The organism is Cyanobium sp. BA20m-14 (assembly GCF_024346295.1).
This window is the reverse complement of sequence record NZ_JAGQCR010000065.1, coordinates 1-13,788: the sequence shown is the minus strand read 5'-3', so window position 1 is coordinate 13,788 and position 13,788 is coordinate 1. Positions and strand designations below refer to the sequence as shown.

Genomic DNA, 13,788 nt, shown 5'->3' with positions numbered 1-13,788 from the left:
CGATGAGCAGGAGGGCGCTGACATCATCATGGTGAAGCCAGGCCTGGCCTACCTCGACATCATTTACCGGCTGCGGGGTGAAACCGAGCTTCCCATTGCCGCCTACAACGTCAGCGGTGAATACGCCATGGTCAAGGCGGCGGCAGAGAGGGGCTGGATCGACGAGCGAGCGGTGGTGCTGGAAACCCTGCTCTGCTTCAAACGGGCCGGTGCCGATTTAATCCTCACCTATCACGCCTGCGAGGCGGCCCAGTGGCTCAGGCACGGCTGAACTTCCATTGGAGAGGCCTGGCCGTTGCGGGCTTCCTGGCGTTGGTCACCGTGATCGCCAACGCCACCCACATGCCCTACGTGCTCTTCCCTGAGCTCGGGGCACTTGGCTTGGTGATTTTCAGCGATCGGTTCCATCCCTGGGCGCGCTCGCCGGCCCTGCTTGTGTTCACCCCTTTTCTGGCGGCGCTCCAGGGGCTGTGGATCACCCGTCATTTTGCCTACGGTCCCACGGCCGTGCTGCTGAATGTGGGGCTCACCCTGCTGCTGATCGCCGCCCTGCGTTCGCCGATCGTGCCGGCCCTTTCGGCCGGCCTGCTGCCGCTGGCGCTGGGCATCCGCACCTGGACCTACCCATTCTCGATTCTGATCGGCACCGGTGGCCTGGCCCTGTTCATCGTCATGCGGGCCCGCTGGTCCAGGGGCGACTCGCCGCAGCTAGGGGTGGAGCTTGAGCAGCAGTCTTTGAGGGGCAGCGCCAACCTGCTCCCTGGAGCCCGTCTCCAGGACGGTGGATCCCCGCGAGCCCAGACCCTGCCGCCCCTGCAGGAATGGCTGTTGCCTTTCGGACTGTTCTTGTTGGGCGGCCTTTTGCTGGTGCGCCTGATCGGTTCGCCGCTGGTGCTGTTCCCGCCGCTGCTTGTGATCGCTTTCGAGATGATCGTGCACAGGCTTCACTGTCCCTGGCGCGGCTGCTATTTCAGAGTTTGGTTCGTGGCAAATGGCGCTGCCGTCGTGGGCCTGGCCATGGTGAAGATCCTGGGGGTGGTGCCGGCGGCGGCCTTCCTGGTGGTGCTGGCCACACTGGCGTTGCTCAAGCTGGCGCGGTTGCAGTTTCCGCCGGCCCTGGGGCTGGCCCTGCTGCCGTTCGTGATCCCCGATCCGCCTCTGACCTATCCACTGTTCACCATGGCAGGCAGTTGCTGGTTGCTGTTGGTGGTGGCACTGCATCAGACCCTGGCCGGCCCGGGCGCCAGCAACAAGGCCACAGGCGAGGGCGATGGCTATGGCAAGGGTGCCCCCGGCGACGCGGCGGAAACCGCTTGAATGGCTGTAGCGATGGGGTGAACTTGATGGTCACGAGTCGGCTGGGTCACGTGGCCCTGCGGGTGCAGGACATGGATCGGGCCAAGGCCTTCTATCTCTCCTTGGGCTTGCAACTCACCTGGGATGCCCCCGACTGGGCCTACCTGGAATGGCCAGGCGGCGGCACGGGCATCGCCCTGCTCAGCGAAAGCTACCGGGCCGCAGGCCCCCACTTCGCTTTCCACTTTCACCAGCGCTCGGAGGTGGATGGGGTCCGCGCCAGCCTGGTGGCGGCTGGCCACAGCTGCGGCCCGGTGCACGACCACCGCGACGGCACGGCCTCCTTCTACCTGCAGGATCCGGAAGGCAACTGGCTGGAGATGCTCTATGAGCCCGCCGGCGGAATCCCCTCCAACCTGGGCGGCTGACCAAGTCCTCCAAGGGGCCTGCGGCCGGCCTCTCCAATGGTGATCAGTTCCTTCAGCCAGCTATCGAAGCTCGCCAGATCGGCGCTTAGCCGCGGCCAGAGTTCCAGGGCACCTGCCAACCGCAGGTTCACTTGCTCTGGATCCAGATCGTCGGCGTAGAGGTGACGGACGACATGGCGAAATCCCAGCAGTTTCGCCAGTGATTGAGCCGTAGAGGCAGACAACAGGGGCGGTCTTAGGTCCGTGGCCTGGGTGAGGCGATCCAATAGCCGGCGGTGCCAGTCGGCACCTTCAGGAGTGCCGCCATTCAGCACCCGCACGATCTGCAGCATCCACCCGCTCGGCATCAGCGCCCTCGCTTTGCCAGCGCTGGGAAAGCCTCTCCAAGCTTGCGATCAGGGCTTCCAGCCGCTGGCGCTCCACCGCCAGATCGGTTGCCAGATCGCGCAGTCGCCTGGGCGGGGGTGGATCAAGTGGCATGGCAATCAGCGCAGGGGTTGGCCATCTCGCTGGATCCGCTCCTGCCAGCACAAGGGCAACGCCTCCAGTCGCACAAGGTCGAGGGCGACAGCCGAGGCTTTGTGGCGGTCTAGTTCCCGACCAGCGCAGCGTTGCGCCAAATCCAAAGCCTCAATCAGGTCCCCGGCCGGCAGCTGTGCCACAGCTAAATCGAGATCCGAATCGGCATGAAAGCCTGGTCCCAGGCTCGAGCCAAATAGCCAGAGCGACACTTCGGGCCACTGAGCACGCAGCTCGGACGCCACGGTCGCCGCCACCTCCAGCAGCTGGCGGCGGCGCTGCCAGTGTTCACGCTGTAGGGGTGTCAGCAGGGGCGTCTTGGCCATGGATTCATCGTAGGCAAGTTGCTTCTCGTGGGATTCCAGTTGGTTTAACTCCCCTATGCCCAAACTCGCTGCCGCTGGTGCATTGCCCGAGAATGGTCAGAGCAAGTCTCATCACCATGGCTGCGGCCCCAACCCAATCACTCGGCCCCTTGGCCCAGGGGCTGCCGCTCAACGCTGGTGAGTGATGCCGCCATCGCCGCCGAAACCCTGGCCCTGCTGGAGTGGCCGCGGCTGGCGGCCCACCTGGCCAGCTTTGCCAGCACCGACGCCGGTGGTCGCCACTGCCGCGCCCTGCCCCTGCCTGCCGATCTCGCCGCCAGTCAACGGCTGCTGGCCGAAACCACCGAGTTGCTCGGTCTCGATGGGTTGGTGGAGGGCGGCCTCAGTTTCCTGGGGGCGGTGGACATCAGCCCCACGGTGGCCCTGTGCGCCAAGGGCGGCTGCGCCGGTGGCGAGCAGCTGCTGGCCCTGGCCGGCACCCTGGCGGCGGCGCGGCGGCTGAGGCGTCAGATCGACGATCCGGAGCTGCGACCGGTCTGTACCGAGCTGGTGAGCGAGCTGCGCACCCTGCCGGAGCTGGAGCAGCGCCTGCACCACTGCCTGGAGGAGGGCGGCCGGGTGGCGGATCGGGCCAGCGAGGAGCTGGCGGCCCTGCGCCGCCGCCTGCAGGCGGCGTTGGCCGAGCGGCGCGAGCGGCTGCAGGAGCTGGTGCGCCGCTACGGGCCCCTGCTGCAAGACAGCGTGATCTCGGAGCGCTCAGGCCGGCCGGTGCTGGCGGTGAAGGCCGGGGCCGCCGGCCAGGTGAAGGGCCTGGTGCACGACAGCTCCGCCTCGGGCCAGACGGTGTTCATCGAACCCCAGGCGGTGATCTCCCTGGGCAACCGCCTGCGGGAGCTGCAGGGGCAGGAGCGGGAACTCGAGCGTGAGGTGCTGCTGGCCCTCAGCGGCCTGGTGGGGGAGCAGGCGGAGCCGTTGGACCAGCTGCATGGGATTTTGGTGCGTCTGGATGCCGCCCTGGCCCGGGCCCGCTACGGCGCCTGGCTGGGGGCGGTGCGCCCTGTGCTGGTGGAGGGCTCGGCGGCCCCCTTTGAGCTGCGCGACCTGCGCCATCCGCTGCTGCTGTGGCAGCACAAGCGGGAGGGCGGTCAGCCGGTGGTGCCGGTGACGATTCAGGTGGCCCCGGAGCTGCGGGTGGTGGCGATCACCGGCCCGAACACCGGCGGTAAGACCGTCACCCTCAAGAGTGTGGGCCTGGCGGCGCTGATGGCCAGGGCCGGCCTGTTCCTGCCCTGCAGCGGCACGCCGCGCCTGCCCTGGTGTGCCCTTGTGCTCGCCGACATCGGCGATGAGCAATCCCTGCAGCAGAACCTCTCCACCTTCAGCGGCCACATCCGCCGCATCGCCCGCATCCTGGCTGCCCTGCCGGCTGGGGCTGGAGAAGGTTTGGCGGCTGGGCCGGCCCTGGTGCTGCTCGATGAGGTGGGTGCCGGCACCGATCCGCTCGAGGGTTCGGCCCTGGCCACGGCCCTGCTCAAGCACCTGGCCGATCGGGCCCGGCTGACGATTGCCACCACCCACTTCGGCGAGCTCAAGGCCCTCAAGTACAACGACCCGCGCTTCGAGAACGCCTCGGTGGCGTTCAACGTGGAGACCCTCTCGCCCACCTACCACCTGCAGTGGGGCATCCCAGGGCGCAGCAATGCCCTGGCGATCGCCAGCCGCCTCGGCCTCGCTGGCGCCGTGCTGAGCGAAGCCGAAGCGCTGCTGGCGCCCCGCGGCGAGGGGGAGGTAAACCAGGTGATCGCCGGGCTGGAAAACCAGCGCCAGCGCCAGCAGGAGGCCGCCGAGGAGGCCGCTGTTCTGCTGGCTCGCACCGAGCTGCTGCATGAGGAGTTGCTGGAGCGCTGGCAGCAGCAAAAGCAGCAGAGCGCCGAGCTGCAGGAGCAGCGGCGCCAGCAGCTGGAGCGCTCGATCCGCCAGGGCCAGAATGAGGTGAAGCGGATCATCCGCCGGTTGCGCCAGGGTTCAGGCTCGGGGGCCGCCAGCAGCACCGCCCTGGGTGAAACCGCCCGCCAGGCTGGCCAGCGGCTCAAGCACCTCGAGCAGCAGCACCGTCCCACCCCGGAGCGGCGCGAGCATCGCGGCTGGATGCCGGTGGTGGGCGATCGGGTGCGGGTGTTGTCGCTGGGCAAGGCCGGCGAGGTGCTGGCCCTCTCCGATGACGGCCGGGAGCTCACCGTGCGCTGCGGCCTGATGCGGCTGACCCTGGAGCTGGCCGCGATCGAGGGGCTCCATGGCGAAAAACCGTCACCCCCTGAGGTGCAGGTGCATGTCAAGGGGCAGCGGGGGCTGGGCGGCAGGGGGGCCAGCGTGCGCAGTGAGCGCAACACGGTGGACGTGCGCGGGCTCAGGGTGCATGAGGCGGAGGCCCAACTGGAGGAGCGCCTGCGCCAGGCCAATGGCCCGGTGTGGGTGATCCACGGCATCGGCACCGGCAAGCTCAAGGGCGGCCTGCGGGCCTGGCTGGCAACGGTGCCCTACGTGGAGCGGGTGAGCGATGCCGAGCAGGGCGACGGGGGCCCGGGCTGCAGCGTGGTGTGGGTGAAGTGAGGGGGAAAACTGGCGGGGTGGTCAGCGCTGCCAGAGCCAGCGGCTGTAGCTGGTCAGTTCGCGGGCCATGGCCGTGCCGGAGGCGATAGGTTCGCCGTGCTCGGCGGGAGTGAACACGAGTGCATCGCAGCTCCGGGGCCGCACGCCTCGGCATCTATCAACAGTAGATCGAGGTCGCTGCCCACGCCGGCGTCGCCGCGGCCGTAGCTGCCGAAAACGCCCACCCGCTCCAGGCCGGGGTGCTGCACCGCCATCCGTTCGGCCCAGCCGGCAACCTGGTGAAGCACCAGCTCCGGCTCAGGCCAGCGCATTAGTGATTGCGTCAACGATCGAACGGGCATGGCGCTGGGCGTCACGGCAGCTTCAGCTCCGGTAGCGCGGCCCGAGGCCTCGATGGGGGCAGGGCATCGCCAGCCCGATCGAACAGGCGCCAGCCGCGGGGATCCACATCCAGGTGCAGACTGGCCCCCGGCGGCAGGCTTACCTCTGGGCCGACCCTCACCTGCACCAGGTGACCGCCCTCCTCCAGCCGGCAGGTGAGCAGTTGTTCGTTGCCCAGGGCTTCGCCATGGCTCACTTCGGCCTTCAGGTTGCGGTTGGTGGCGGGAGCTAGCTGGAAGTGCTCCGGCCGCAGCCCACCGGTGAGCTCCTGGCCGGTCCGGGCCGCCAGCGCCTCGGCCAGGGGACCCTCCACCGCCAGCTTGCGGCTGCCCAGCTGCACCTGAGCCGAGCCGACCGCCTGTACCGGCAGCAGATTCATCGGCGGGCTGCCGATGAACTGGGCCACAAACAAGTTGGCGGGCCACTGGTAGAGCTCCATCGGTGTGCCCAGCTGCTGCAGCCGCCCGGCGTTGAGCACGGCAATGCGGTGGCCCATGGTCATGGCCTCCACCTGGTCGTGGGTCACATACAAGGTTGTGGTGCCCAGGCGCCGCTGCAGCTCCACGATCTGGGTGCGGGTGCCGGTGCGCAGCTTGGCGTCGAGGTTGCTGAGCGGTTCATCCATCAGGAACACCGCCGGCTGCCGCGCGATGGCCCGGCCCAGGGCCACCCGCTGCTTCTGGCCGCCGGAGAGTTCCTTGGGCAGCCGCTCGAGCAGTTGGCCTAGCTCCAGGGTTTCGGCCACCTCGGCGATCCGCTCGGCAATGCGCCCTTCCCGTGGCGAGTGCAGCTGCAGTCGCGGCGGCAGGCCCCGGCTGGCTAGGTGCAGGCTGTCCTGCAGCTGCTGCAGGAGGCTGCGCCGGCGGCTGCGCCGCAGCCCGAAGCCGATGTTGTCGGCCACGCTCAGGTGGGGATAGAGCGCATAGCTCTGAAACACCATGGCCACGTCGCGCTGGGCCGGCCGCAACTGGCTCACGGGCCGGCTGCCCACGTAGATCTCGCCGCCAGTGGGCTGCTCCAGGCCCGCCAGCAGGCGCAGCAGGGTGCTCTTGCCGCAGCCCGACGGCCCCACCAACACCAGGAATTCGCCGTCCTCGATATCGAGATCGAGTTGGCGCAGCACTTCCACCGGCTCGCTCCCCCGGCGGGGTGGGTAGGTCTTGCTGACCTGCTGGAAGCGAACCTCTGCCAAGACGGGCCTTCAGACGGCGCGATCCTAGGTTTGGAGCAATGCAGTTCATCGATCAGGCCCGGATCGCGGTCAAGGCCGGCCGCGGGGGTGACGGAATCGTCACCTTTCGGCGCGAGAAATATGTGCCCGCCGGTGGGCCTTCCGGCGGCGATGGCGGGCGCGGCGGAGATGTGCTGCTGGTGGCCGATGCCAACCTCCAGACCCTGCTGGATTTCAAGTACAAGCGCCTGTTTGCCGCCATCGAGGGGCGGCGGGGCGGCCCCAACCGCCGCACCGGTGCCAGCGGTGATCACCTGGTGATCAAGGTGCCCTGTGGCACCCAGGTGCGCGACGCCCGCACGGCAATCCTGCTCGGCGATCTCACCGATCCCGGCGAGGAGCTGCTGGTGGCCCTGGGCGGCCGCGGCGGCCTGGGCAATGCCCACTACCTCAGCAACCGCAACCGGGCTCCGGAAAAGTTCACCGAAGGCAGGGACGGCGAAGACTGGCTGCTGCAGCTGGAGCTCAAACTGCTTGCCGAGGTGGGGATCATCGGCCTGCCCAATGCCGGCAAGAGCACCCTGATCGCCGTGCTGTCAGCGGCAAGGCCCAAGATCGCCGACTACCCCTTCACCACCCTGGTGCCAAACCTGGGCGTGGTGCGCAGGCCCAGTGGCGATGGCACCGTCTTTGCCGACATCCCCGGATTGATCGCCGGTGCGGCCCGGGGGGCAGGCCTGGGCCACGACTTCCTGCGCCATATCGAGCGCACCCGCCTGCTGGTGCATCTGCTCGATTCCAGCGCAGACGACGTGCTGGCGGATCTGCAGGTGGTGGAGAGGGAGCTCAGCGCCTATGGCCATGGCCTCGATCAACGGCCGCGCCTGGTGGTGCTCAGCAAGATCGAGCTGTTGGAACCCTCAGAGCTTGCGAGCAAGCTCAAGAGCCTGAATCAGCATGTGGCGGCCCAGGGTGGCCAGCCGGTGCTGGCCATTTCTGCGGCGGCAGCGATGAATTTGGCGGAGCTGCTGGCCGCGGTGTGGCAGCAGCTCGGCATTGCCTCGGCATCACCTCCGGGCTAGTCCCTGAGTCCCTGGGGCCTCAGTCGTCGTAGACGCGGCACTCGGGGGCTGAGGGGTTGAGATCACAGAACACCTCCAGGGGGGAGGGGTCGTGGCTGTCCTCGGGATGGTGCTCCTTGAACTCCTTGAGCCCTTGGAGCTCCTCTTCCAGGTGGCGAACCTTGCCCATGTCGCCAGCAGCACGGGCGGCTTCTATCTCGCTCTGGTCTTGCTGGATGTGCTCGTCGATGTTCTTCATACGAAAACCGGCCGAATCGGACCGGAGCTGATCGCGGCCCACCTTACGGCCGTGGTCTCGCCCACGTGTTGGCTTGGCAACAATCATCCGGCCCCGCCGTTGGGCCCCTCAGCCCGCCAGCTCGCTCAGGGCCAGCCAGCGCTCCTCGCCCTTGCTGATCCGCTCGCCCAATTCGGCCAGCTGCTGGGTGCACTTCTCCAGGGCGGTGTAGTCGCTGCCGGCTGAGCCCAGGGCCTGCTCCAGCTGGCGGCGCTGCTCCTCCCAGGCCGGCAGCTTGGTTTCCAGATCGGCCAGTTCCCGGGTCTCCTTGAAGCTGCGTCGCCGGGGCTGGTTTGCGGCGGTTTTGACCTGGGGCTGGAGGGGGCTGGCTTTCTTGGCGCCACTGCTGGTAGCTCCGGCAGCTCTGGCCGCCAGGCGGCTGGCGCTGGTCTCCAGGTAGGCGCTGTAGTTCCCCTCAAAGCGCTGCAGCTCGCCGTTCTCGAAGCAGAACAGCCGATCCACGGTGCGATCGAGGAAGTAGCGGTCGTGGGAGACCACCACCACGCAGCCGCGGAAGTCTTCGAGGAAGTCTTCGAGCACGCTCAGGGTCTGCACATCCAGGTCGTTGGTGGGCTCGTCGAGCAGCAGCACGTTGGGGGCCCCAATCAGCAGCCGGCAGAGGTGCAGCCGCCGCCGCTCGCCGCCGGAGAGCTTGGCTACCGGTTGGTGCTGCTGGGCCGGCGGAAACAGGAAGCGCTCCAGCAACTGGGAGGCACTGAGCTCCTCGCCATCCACCGCCACCCGGCTGGCGGCGGCCTGCACCACCTCCAGCACCTTCTGGTCGGGCTTGAGCAGCACGTCGCTGTGCTGGTCGAAGTAGGCGAGCTTCACGGTGGCGCCCAACTCCAGGCTGCCGCTGCTGGGCTGGCGCCGGCCGGCGATCACCTCCAGCAGGCTCGATTTGCCTACGCCATTTGGCCCGATGATGCCAACCCTGTCTTCCGGGCTGAAGTCGTAGCTGAAGGCCCGCAGCAGGGCCCTGGCTTCGGCCCCTTCGCCCGCACTTACCCCTAGCTCCTCGGCGGTGATAGCCCGCTTGCCCAGCCGCCGGCTGCTGGTGGCCAGGCTCACCTGGCCCCGGCCTTGGCGTTGGGGTGCTTCCCGCATCTCCTCAATGCGCTGGATGCGCGCTTTCTGCTTGGTGCTGCGGGCCTTGGGGCCCTGCCGCAGCCAGGCCAGCTCCCGCCGCAGCGTGCCCTTGAACTTCGCTGCCGAGGAGGCTTCCGATGCCTCCTCCTCGGCCTTGTGGGTGAGATAGGTGGCGTAGTTGCCGGCGTAGCTGCGGGCCAGGCCCCGATCCACCTCCACGATCCGGCGGGTGACCCGATCGAGCACGTAGCGGTCGTGGGTCACCAGCACCAGGGCGCCGGGGAAGCGCCCGAGGTAGCTCTGCAACCACTCCACCCCGTTGGCGTCGAGGTGGTTGGTGGGCTCATCCAGCAGCAGCACGTCGGGCTCGGCCACCAGGGCTGCCGCCAGGGCCACCCGCTTGCGGTAGCCGCCGGAGAGGTCGCCCACCTTGCGCTCGATGTCGGAGATGCCAAGCCGCTCCAGCACCTCGCGGCACTGCTGCTCCAGCCCCCAGGCATTGAGCTGGTCCATGCGGTCATGGAGGTCGCTGAGCTGGGCCAGGGCGATGGCGTTGTCGGGGCCATCAGCCACCGCCTGGCTCAGGGCCGTGTGCTGCCGCAGCAAGGCCATCTTCTCGCCGCTCCCGGCAAACACCTGCTCCAGCACGGTGTGCTCCGGGTCCAGCCCGGGCTCCTGGTCGACGAGCACCACCCGGGTGCGGGGGGCGCAGCGGCGCTGGCCGCTGCCGAGGGGCTCAATGCCCGCCAGCACCTTCAGCAGGGTGCTCTTGCCGGCGCCATTGGGGCCGATCAGCCCCAGCCGCTCGCCTGCGCCGATGTGCAGGCTGAGGTTTTCAAACAGGGTGCGGATGCCGAAGTCCTTGCCGGCATCCACCAGGCTGATCAGGCTCAAGGTGTGGCTCCCTCGGCACCGCTCGCCTGGGCCTTGAGGTAGGCGAAAACGCTTTTGTCGCCCACATCCGCCGCCGCGGGCATTGGGAACTTGCGCAGGCAGAGCACCAGTAGCAGTCCACTCTCGAGGGCCAGCAGGCTCGTGGTAACCCGGCCGTCCAGCAGGCCGACCAGATGGCCGAGCAGGGCGATCGGCAGCAGCAGCGTCACGCCGATGGCCTCGGGCCTGCGGAAGCAGAAGAACTCCTTGAAGCCCACCCCGGCCAGGGCGGCGAAGAAGGGGCCGATCGCCAGGATCCAGAGGGGCTGGCTTGCTACGGCCGCCACCATGGCGCCCGGGCCGCTGCGGGCCGCCAGCACCAGGGCGCCAGCGCAGCCCAGCAGCCAGAAGAGCTGCAGGGTCCGGTGCAGGGGCACCAGGTAGATGTGGATCCAGCGCAGGGCCAGGCCCAGCCCCACCGCCATCAGCACCATCCAGGGCCACACCAGCTCCGGGCCCAGCTGGCGCCACTGCAGCAGCAGCCCGGCCTGGCCCAGGGCCACGGCGGTGAGGGCCAGCCGGTAGCCCAGCACTTCGCGTCGGTCGGTGGCATCGATGGTGTAGGTGCCATAGACCCCTTCAAACACCGGGTCAGTCATGGTCATGTTGCAGGCCTCGGGGGGCTGGTCGGCTCTCTACCAGTGTGGCTAGGGGCGGCCCGGCCGGGATGATCCCGGAGGGATGCAGGGGGAAAAGGGCTCCGAAATAGTCGCGCCGCCAGGCCTCTGGCCAGCAGGTGGCGGCCACGCCGGGCAGGTGGAAGAAGCGTTGGCGCCATTCCCACAGCGCCGGCAGCTGCCAGAGCGGCAGCCGGCTGCAGCCAAACAGCGGCGCATAGACCAGCTCCAGGCGGATCAGGGTGGGAAACAGCACCACATCGGCCAGGCTCAGCTCAGCTCCAGCCAGCCAGGGGCTTTCCTGCAGGACCCGATCCGCTTCGGCCAGGGCGCCAAACAGGGCGGCCTCAGCCCGGTCGTAGGCCGCCTGGGTGCGGGCGAAGCCGCAGCGATACACCCCATCGTTGACATCGCTCTGCAGCAGCTCGCGCCAGCGCAGGGTGGCCTCCTGCTGGGCCCCAGGCTCCAGATCGGGCCCGTCGGGGGCGGGCCAGCGGTTGAGCAGCTCAATCAGCCGGGCGCTCTCGCTGACCAGGATGCGCCCCTGTCGGCGCGAATAGAGGGCCGGCACCGTGGCCCGCTGGCCGGGATCGGCGCCGGAGCGCTGGTAGAGCTCGATCAGGGTGGTGCAGCCCCCGAAGGGTTCGGCGAAGCGCCAGCGCCCCTCGGCGGGATCGGGATCCACTACCACCAGCGTGATGCTGGCGTCGAGGCGGCGCAGAGCCCACACCAGCCAGGCCCGGTGGGCCCAGGGGCAGCTGCGGCCCACGATCAGCACATGGCCATCGGCGCTAGCTGCTTCGCTGGGCAGGGGCGGCAGGCTGGTGAAGGCCCCTGCGGGCCGCTGGTAATTGCCTGCGGCATCGGCCGGGCCCAGGCCCCCCATCAGTTGGCACCACTGCCAGTGCCAGATGGCCCGCGCCGTGCGCACCAGGGGAGCGGGAGGGGCCATGGTCAAGGCGGCGGCAGAACCCCGAATCTGCGTCAGGCTGAGCCTTAAATCCAGTGCCAGGCGCGAGCCTTCCGTTGATGGGCCCCAATTCGAACCCGGCCAAGGTGCTCGTGGTGGCAGGCACCCACGGCAATGAGCGCAATGGGCCCTGGCTGCTCGAGCACTGGCGGAGCCGGCCTGGGGCCCTCCAGAGCCATGGCCTGGAGCTGGAGCTGGTGCTGGGCAACCCCGCTGCCCACTCCCAAAACCGGCGCTATCTCGAGCGAGATCTAAACCGCTGTTTTGCCCCATCCCTGCTGGCCGATGCCAGCCTCGATGGGGCCGATCTGCAGCGTGCCCGGGAGTTGCTGCTCAGCCATGGCCCCGCAGGGGAGGCACCGTGCCTGGTGGTGCTGGATCTGCACAGCACCACCAGCGCCATGGGCAATGCGCTGGTGGTCTACGGCCGCCGCCCGGCGGATCTGGCCCTGGCGGCGGGCGTGCAGGGGCTGCTGGGCCTGCCGATCTATCTCCATGAGGCCGACCATGCTCAGACAGGTTTTCTGGTGGAGAGCTGGCCCTGCGGCCTGGTGATCGAGGTGGGCCCCGTGCCCCAGGGGGTGATCCAGGCCCAGATCTGTCGCCAGACCCAGCTGGGCGTGGAAGCTGCCCTGGAGGTGCTGGCGGCGGCCCAGCGGGGGCCATTGCGGTTGCCCGCCGAGCTGGTGGTGCATCGCCATCTCGGCAGTCTCGATTTGCCGCGGCGCCCGGATGGCTCTCCTGCTGCCTGCCTGCATCCGGCCCTGCAGCACCGCGACTGGCATCCGCTCCAGCCGGGGGACCCCGTTTTTCTCGATTCCCACGGGGCAACTCTGGGCTTCGTGCCGCCCAGGGGCCTGGAGGGCCAGCCCGTCTGGCCCGTATTTGTCAACGAGGCGGCCTATGGCGAGAAGGGCATTGCCCTGAGCCTCACCAGCCGGGAATGCTGGCCCGTCAGCAGCGAGTGGCCCCTGGCCCTCGAAGCGCTCTCGAACCGGCTGGCTCAGCGGGGAGCGCCGTTGTAATCCACCCCTAAAACGCTTTTGCCATCGCTGGAAATGCGGATCTCCGTCTCCACGCTGGGGGCGATGTTGAGCTGCTGCCAACCGGGTACCCCGCCAAGGAAGCGGAATTGGTAGCCGTCACTGGAGCTGATCAGGCACTGGTTCCCTGCCCCGGCGGTTTCAAACATGCATTTGGCGGGGCGATAGACGTTGAGGCCCCCGTTCAGTTGCACCGCCGTGTTGCGGGCCAGGTTGAGAGCCCGTACGGCGCTGAAGGGCACTGGTGCGTCCTGGGCCAGGGCCGCCTTGGGGGCCAGCATCGGCACGCTGCCGGCCAGCAACCCCGAGCCCAGCACCGCTGCTGTGATGCCTATCAGGCGAAAACCCATGGATCAAAGTCGTCTAGCTCCCCCAGCTCAACGCGGGGTCAGGGCCCTGTCAACCGCACACCAGGGTGGCCTGCTCCTGCTTGCAAGGCAGGTTTGTGGTGCTGCCGTCGGCCCAGTAAATGCGCAGGCGGTCGTCTGCGGTGCCGCTGCGGTAGGTGAGTGATTTGATGGCCCCGGCGGGGGGCTTGCCGGCCGGGTCGGCCCCGTTGCCGGGGGCCACGGCATTGAGCTTCTGCTCCAGTTGCTGGATCTTGACCTCGACCTGTTCCTGGCGCTGCTGCATCTGCTGCAGCTCGGCCGAAGGCTGGCGTTGGCAGCTGGCCAGCAGCAGGGCAGCGCCAGCCCCGGCGGCCAGGGCTTGAAGCGAAGAGATGCGGGCCATGCCGGAAAAGGGCCTGTGCAGCTGTCTTCCTAGCAGCGCAGGCAGCCCCTGGCTACGGATTCCCGTCCCCGGCGCCGCCCAGCGGGGAGCAATAGAAAGTCTTCCCAATTGCCTCTCAGGCTCAGCGCAATCTTCCGTTACAGTTCTCGATGACGGGATTCCGTCCGGTGGTTTCCGCTTCGACTTCTTCGGCAGACCGGATTCCCGCCTTCCATACCCGTTCCTCTGGAACACCCTCTTCTCGTTCTCATGACAACCACTATTCAGCAGCGCCAAGGCGCTTCTGCGTGGAACCAGTTTTGCGACTGGGTCAC

At 68.4% G+C, this 13,788-nt stretch carries 15 protein-coding genes and 2 pseudogenes; 6 read left to right on the top strand and 11 right to left on the bottom strand.

The genetic code is table 11. The features are described 5' to 3' along the window. The 3 genes and pseudogenes from KBZ07_RS08005 to KBZ07_RS07995 all read left to right on the top strand — a co-directional run. Positions 1-271, top strand: a pseudogene (locus tag KBZ07_RS08005) (porphobilinogen synthase); the annotation flags it as partial. Next, positions 253-1,317 carry a hypothetical protein gene (locus tag KBZ07_RS08000; protein ID WP_254931113.1) on the top strand — a complete coding sequence of 355 codons (1,065 nt, stop codon included), beginning with the start codon at positions 253-255 and terminating at the stop codon, positions 1,315-1,317. The pseudogene KBZ07_RS08005 and the gene KBZ07_RS08000, both read left to right, overlap by 19 nt. A gap of 26 nt (positions 1,318-1,343) precedes the next feature. Beyond that, positions 1,344-1,724: a VOC family protein gene (locus KBZ07_RS07995; RefSeq protein ID WP_254931112.1), complete on the top strand. Its 381-nt coding sequence runs from the start codon at positions 1,344-1,346 to the stop codon at positions 1,722-1,724. Here the strand turns inward: KBZ07_RS07995 and KBZ07_RS07990 are convergent. From KBZ07_RS07990 to KBZ07_RS07980, 3 genes are read right to left on the bottom strand one after another with little or no spacing between them, the layout of a single operon-like run. Then, a complete protein-coding gene (locus KBZ07_RS07990; RefSeq protein ID WP_254931111.1) occupies positions 1,682-2,056 on the bottom strand; it encodes a hypothetical protein in 375 nt (124 codons plus the stop codon). The two genes, KBZ07_RS07995 and KBZ07_RS07990, sit on opposite strands and share 43 nt — an antisense overlap. Beyond that, positions 2,016-2,204, bottom strand: a complete 189-nt coding sequence (locus KBZ07_RS07985) for a hypothetical protein (RefSeq protein ID WP_254931110.1) — start codon at positions 2,202-2,204, stop codon at positions 2,016-2,018. Before KBZ07_RS07985 ends, KBZ07_RS07990 begins: the two co-directional genes overlap by 41 nt. A gap of 5 nt (positions 2,205-2,209) precedes the next feature. Then, a complete protein-coding gene (locus KBZ07_RS07980) occupies positions 2,210-2,569 on the bottom strand; it encodes a nucleotidyltransferase family protein (protein ID WP_254931109.1) in 360 nt (119 codons plus the stop codon). 177 nt (positions 2,570-2,746) lie between these two features. On the opposite strand from KBZ07_RS07980, the gene KBZ07_RS07975 reads away from it, so the two are divergent. Next, positions 2,747-5,179: an endonuclease MutS2 gene (locus KBZ07_RS07975; protein WP_254931108.1), complete on the top strand. Its 2,433-nt coding sequence runs from the start codon at positions 2,747-2,749 to the stop codon at positions 5,177-5,179. 191 nt (positions 5,180-5,370) lie between these two features. Here the strand turns inward: KBZ07_RS07975 and KBZ07_RS16300 are convergent. Continuing rightward, positions 5,371-5,433 (bottom strand): annotated as a pseudogene (locus KBZ07_RS16300) (hypothetical protein); the annotation flags it as partial. 98 nt (positions 5,434-5,531) lie between these two features. Next, complete coding sequence (locus KBZ07_RS07965; RefSeq protein ID WP_315860148.1) at positions 5,532-6,752, bottom strand: ATP-binding cassette domain-containing protein; 1,221 nt, start codon at positions 6,750-6,752, stop codon at positions 5,532-5,534. 38 nt (positions 6,753-6,790) lie between these two features. Between KBZ07_RS07965 and obgE the strand changes: the two genes are divergently transcribed. Then, positions 6,791-7,813, top strand: coding sequence for a GTPase ObgE (gene obgE, locus KBZ07_RS07960; RefSeq protein WP_254931107.1), 1,023 nt, complete (start codon positions 6,791-6,793; stop codon positions 7,811-7,813). A 19-nt stretch (positions 7,814-7,832) separates the two neighbouring features. Here obgE and KBZ07_RS07955 read toward each other — a convergent pair whose 3' ends face one another. From KBZ07_RS07955 to KBZ07_RS07940, 4 genes are all read right to left on the bottom strand, one after another. After that, a complete protein-coding gene (locus KBZ07_RS07955; protein ID WP_197153361.1) occupies positions 7,833-8,051 on the bottom strand; it encodes a CP12 domain-containing protein in 219 nt (72 codons plus the stop codon). 108 nt (positions 8,052-8,159) lie between these two features. Beyond that, positions 8,160-10,073 carry an ABC-F family ATP-binding cassette domain-containing protein gene (locus KBZ07_RS07950; RefSeq protein WP_254931106.1) on the bottom strand — a complete coding sequence of 638 codons (1,914 nt, stop codon included), beginning with the start codon at positions 10,071-10,073 and terminating at the stop codon, positions 8,160-8,162. Next, complete coding sequence (locus KBZ07_RS07945) at positions 10,070-10,717, bottom strand: DUF2301 domain-containing membrane protein (RefSeq protein WP_254931105.1); 648 nt, start codon at positions 10,715-10,717, stop codon at positions 10,070-10,072. The genes KBZ07_RS07950 and KBZ07_RS07945 overlap by 4 nt, the downstream gene beginning before the upstream one ends. Beyond that, positions 10,704-11,681 carry a glutathione S-transferase C-terminal domain-containing protein gene (locus KBZ07_RS07940; RefSeq protein WP_254931104.1) on the bottom strand — a complete coding sequence of 326 codons (978 nt, stop codon included), beginning with the start codon at positions 11,679-11,681 and terminating at the stop codon, positions 10,704-10,706. The genes KBZ07_RS07945 and KBZ07_RS07940 overlap by 14 nt, the downstream gene beginning before the upstream one ends. Positions 11,682-11,758: 77 nt before the next feature. On the opposite strand from KBZ07_RS07940, the gene KBZ07_RS07935 reads away from it, so the two are divergent. Next, positions 11,759-12,724 (top strand): aspartoacylase, encoded by a 966-nt coding sequence (locus KBZ07_RS07935; protein WP_254931103.1) that lies wholly within the window; start codon positions 11,759-11,761, stop codon positions 12,722-12,724. Here the strand turns inward: KBZ07_RS07935 and KBZ07_RS07930 are convergent. Both KBZ07_RS07930 and KBZ07_RS07925 read right to left on the bottom strand, forming a co-directional pair. Then, on the bottom strand, positions 12,703-13,092 hold the full coding sequence (locus tag KBZ07_RS07930) for a hypothetical protein (protein ID WP_254931102.1): 390 nt from the start codon (positions 13,090-13,092) through the stop codon (positions 12,703-12,705). The two genes, KBZ07_RS07935 and KBZ07_RS07930, sit on opposite strands and share 22 nt — an antisense overlap. A gap of 49 nt (positions 13,093-13,141) precedes the next feature. Next, on the bottom strand, positions 13,142-13,474 hold the full coding sequence (locus KBZ07_RS07925; RefSeq protein WP_197151504.1) for a hypothetical protein: 333 nt from the start codon (positions 13,472-13,474) through the stop codon (positions 13,142-13,144). Positions 13,475-13,788: the final 314 nt, after the last annotated feature.

Coding starts and splice junctions, on each gene's coding strand:
- KBZ07_RS07995 (WP_254931112.1), top strand. CDS start 1,344: ATGGTCACGAGTCGGCTGGGTCACGTGGCCCTGCGGGTGCAGGACATG.
- KBZ07_RS07990 (WP_254931111.1), bottom strand. CDS start 2,056: ATGCTGCAGATCGTGCGGGTGCTGAATGGCGGCACTCCTGAAGGTGCC.
- KBZ07_RS07985 (WP_254931110.1), bottom strand. CDS start 2,204: ATGCCACTTGATCCACCCCCGCCCAGGCGACTGCGCGATCTGGCAACC.
- KBZ07_RS07980 (WP_254931109.1), bottom strand. CDS start 2,569: ATGGCCAAGACGCCCCTGCTGACACCCCTACAGCGTGAACACTGGCAG.
- obgE (WP_254931107.1), top strand. CDS start 6,791: ATGCAGTTCATCGATCAGGCCCGGATCGCGGTCAAGGCCGGCCGCGGG.
- KBZ07_RS07955 (WP_197153361.1), bottom strand. CDS start 8,051: ATGAAGAACATCGACGAGCACATCCAGCAAGACCAGAGCGAGATAGAA.
- KBZ07_RS07945 (WP_254931105.1), bottom strand. CDS start 10,717: ATGACCATGACTGACCCGGTGTTTGAAGGGGTCTATGGCACCTACACC.
- KBZ07_RS07940 (WP_254931104.1), bottom strand. CDS start 11,681: ATGGCCCCTCCCGCTCCCCTGGTGCGCACGGCGCGGGCCATCTGGCAC.
- KBZ07_RS07935 (WP_254931103.1), top strand. CDS start 11,759: ATGGGCCCCAATTCGAACCCGGCCAAGGTGCTCGTGGTGGCAGGCACC.
- KBZ07_RS07930 (WP_254931102.1), bottom strand. CDS start 13,092: ATGGGTTTTCGCCTGATAGGCATCACAGCAGCGGTGCTGGGCTCGGGG.
- KBZ07_RS07925 (WP_197151504.1), bottom strand. CDS start 13,474: ATGGCCCGCATCTCTTCGCTTCAAGCCCTGGCCGCCGGGGCTGGCGCT.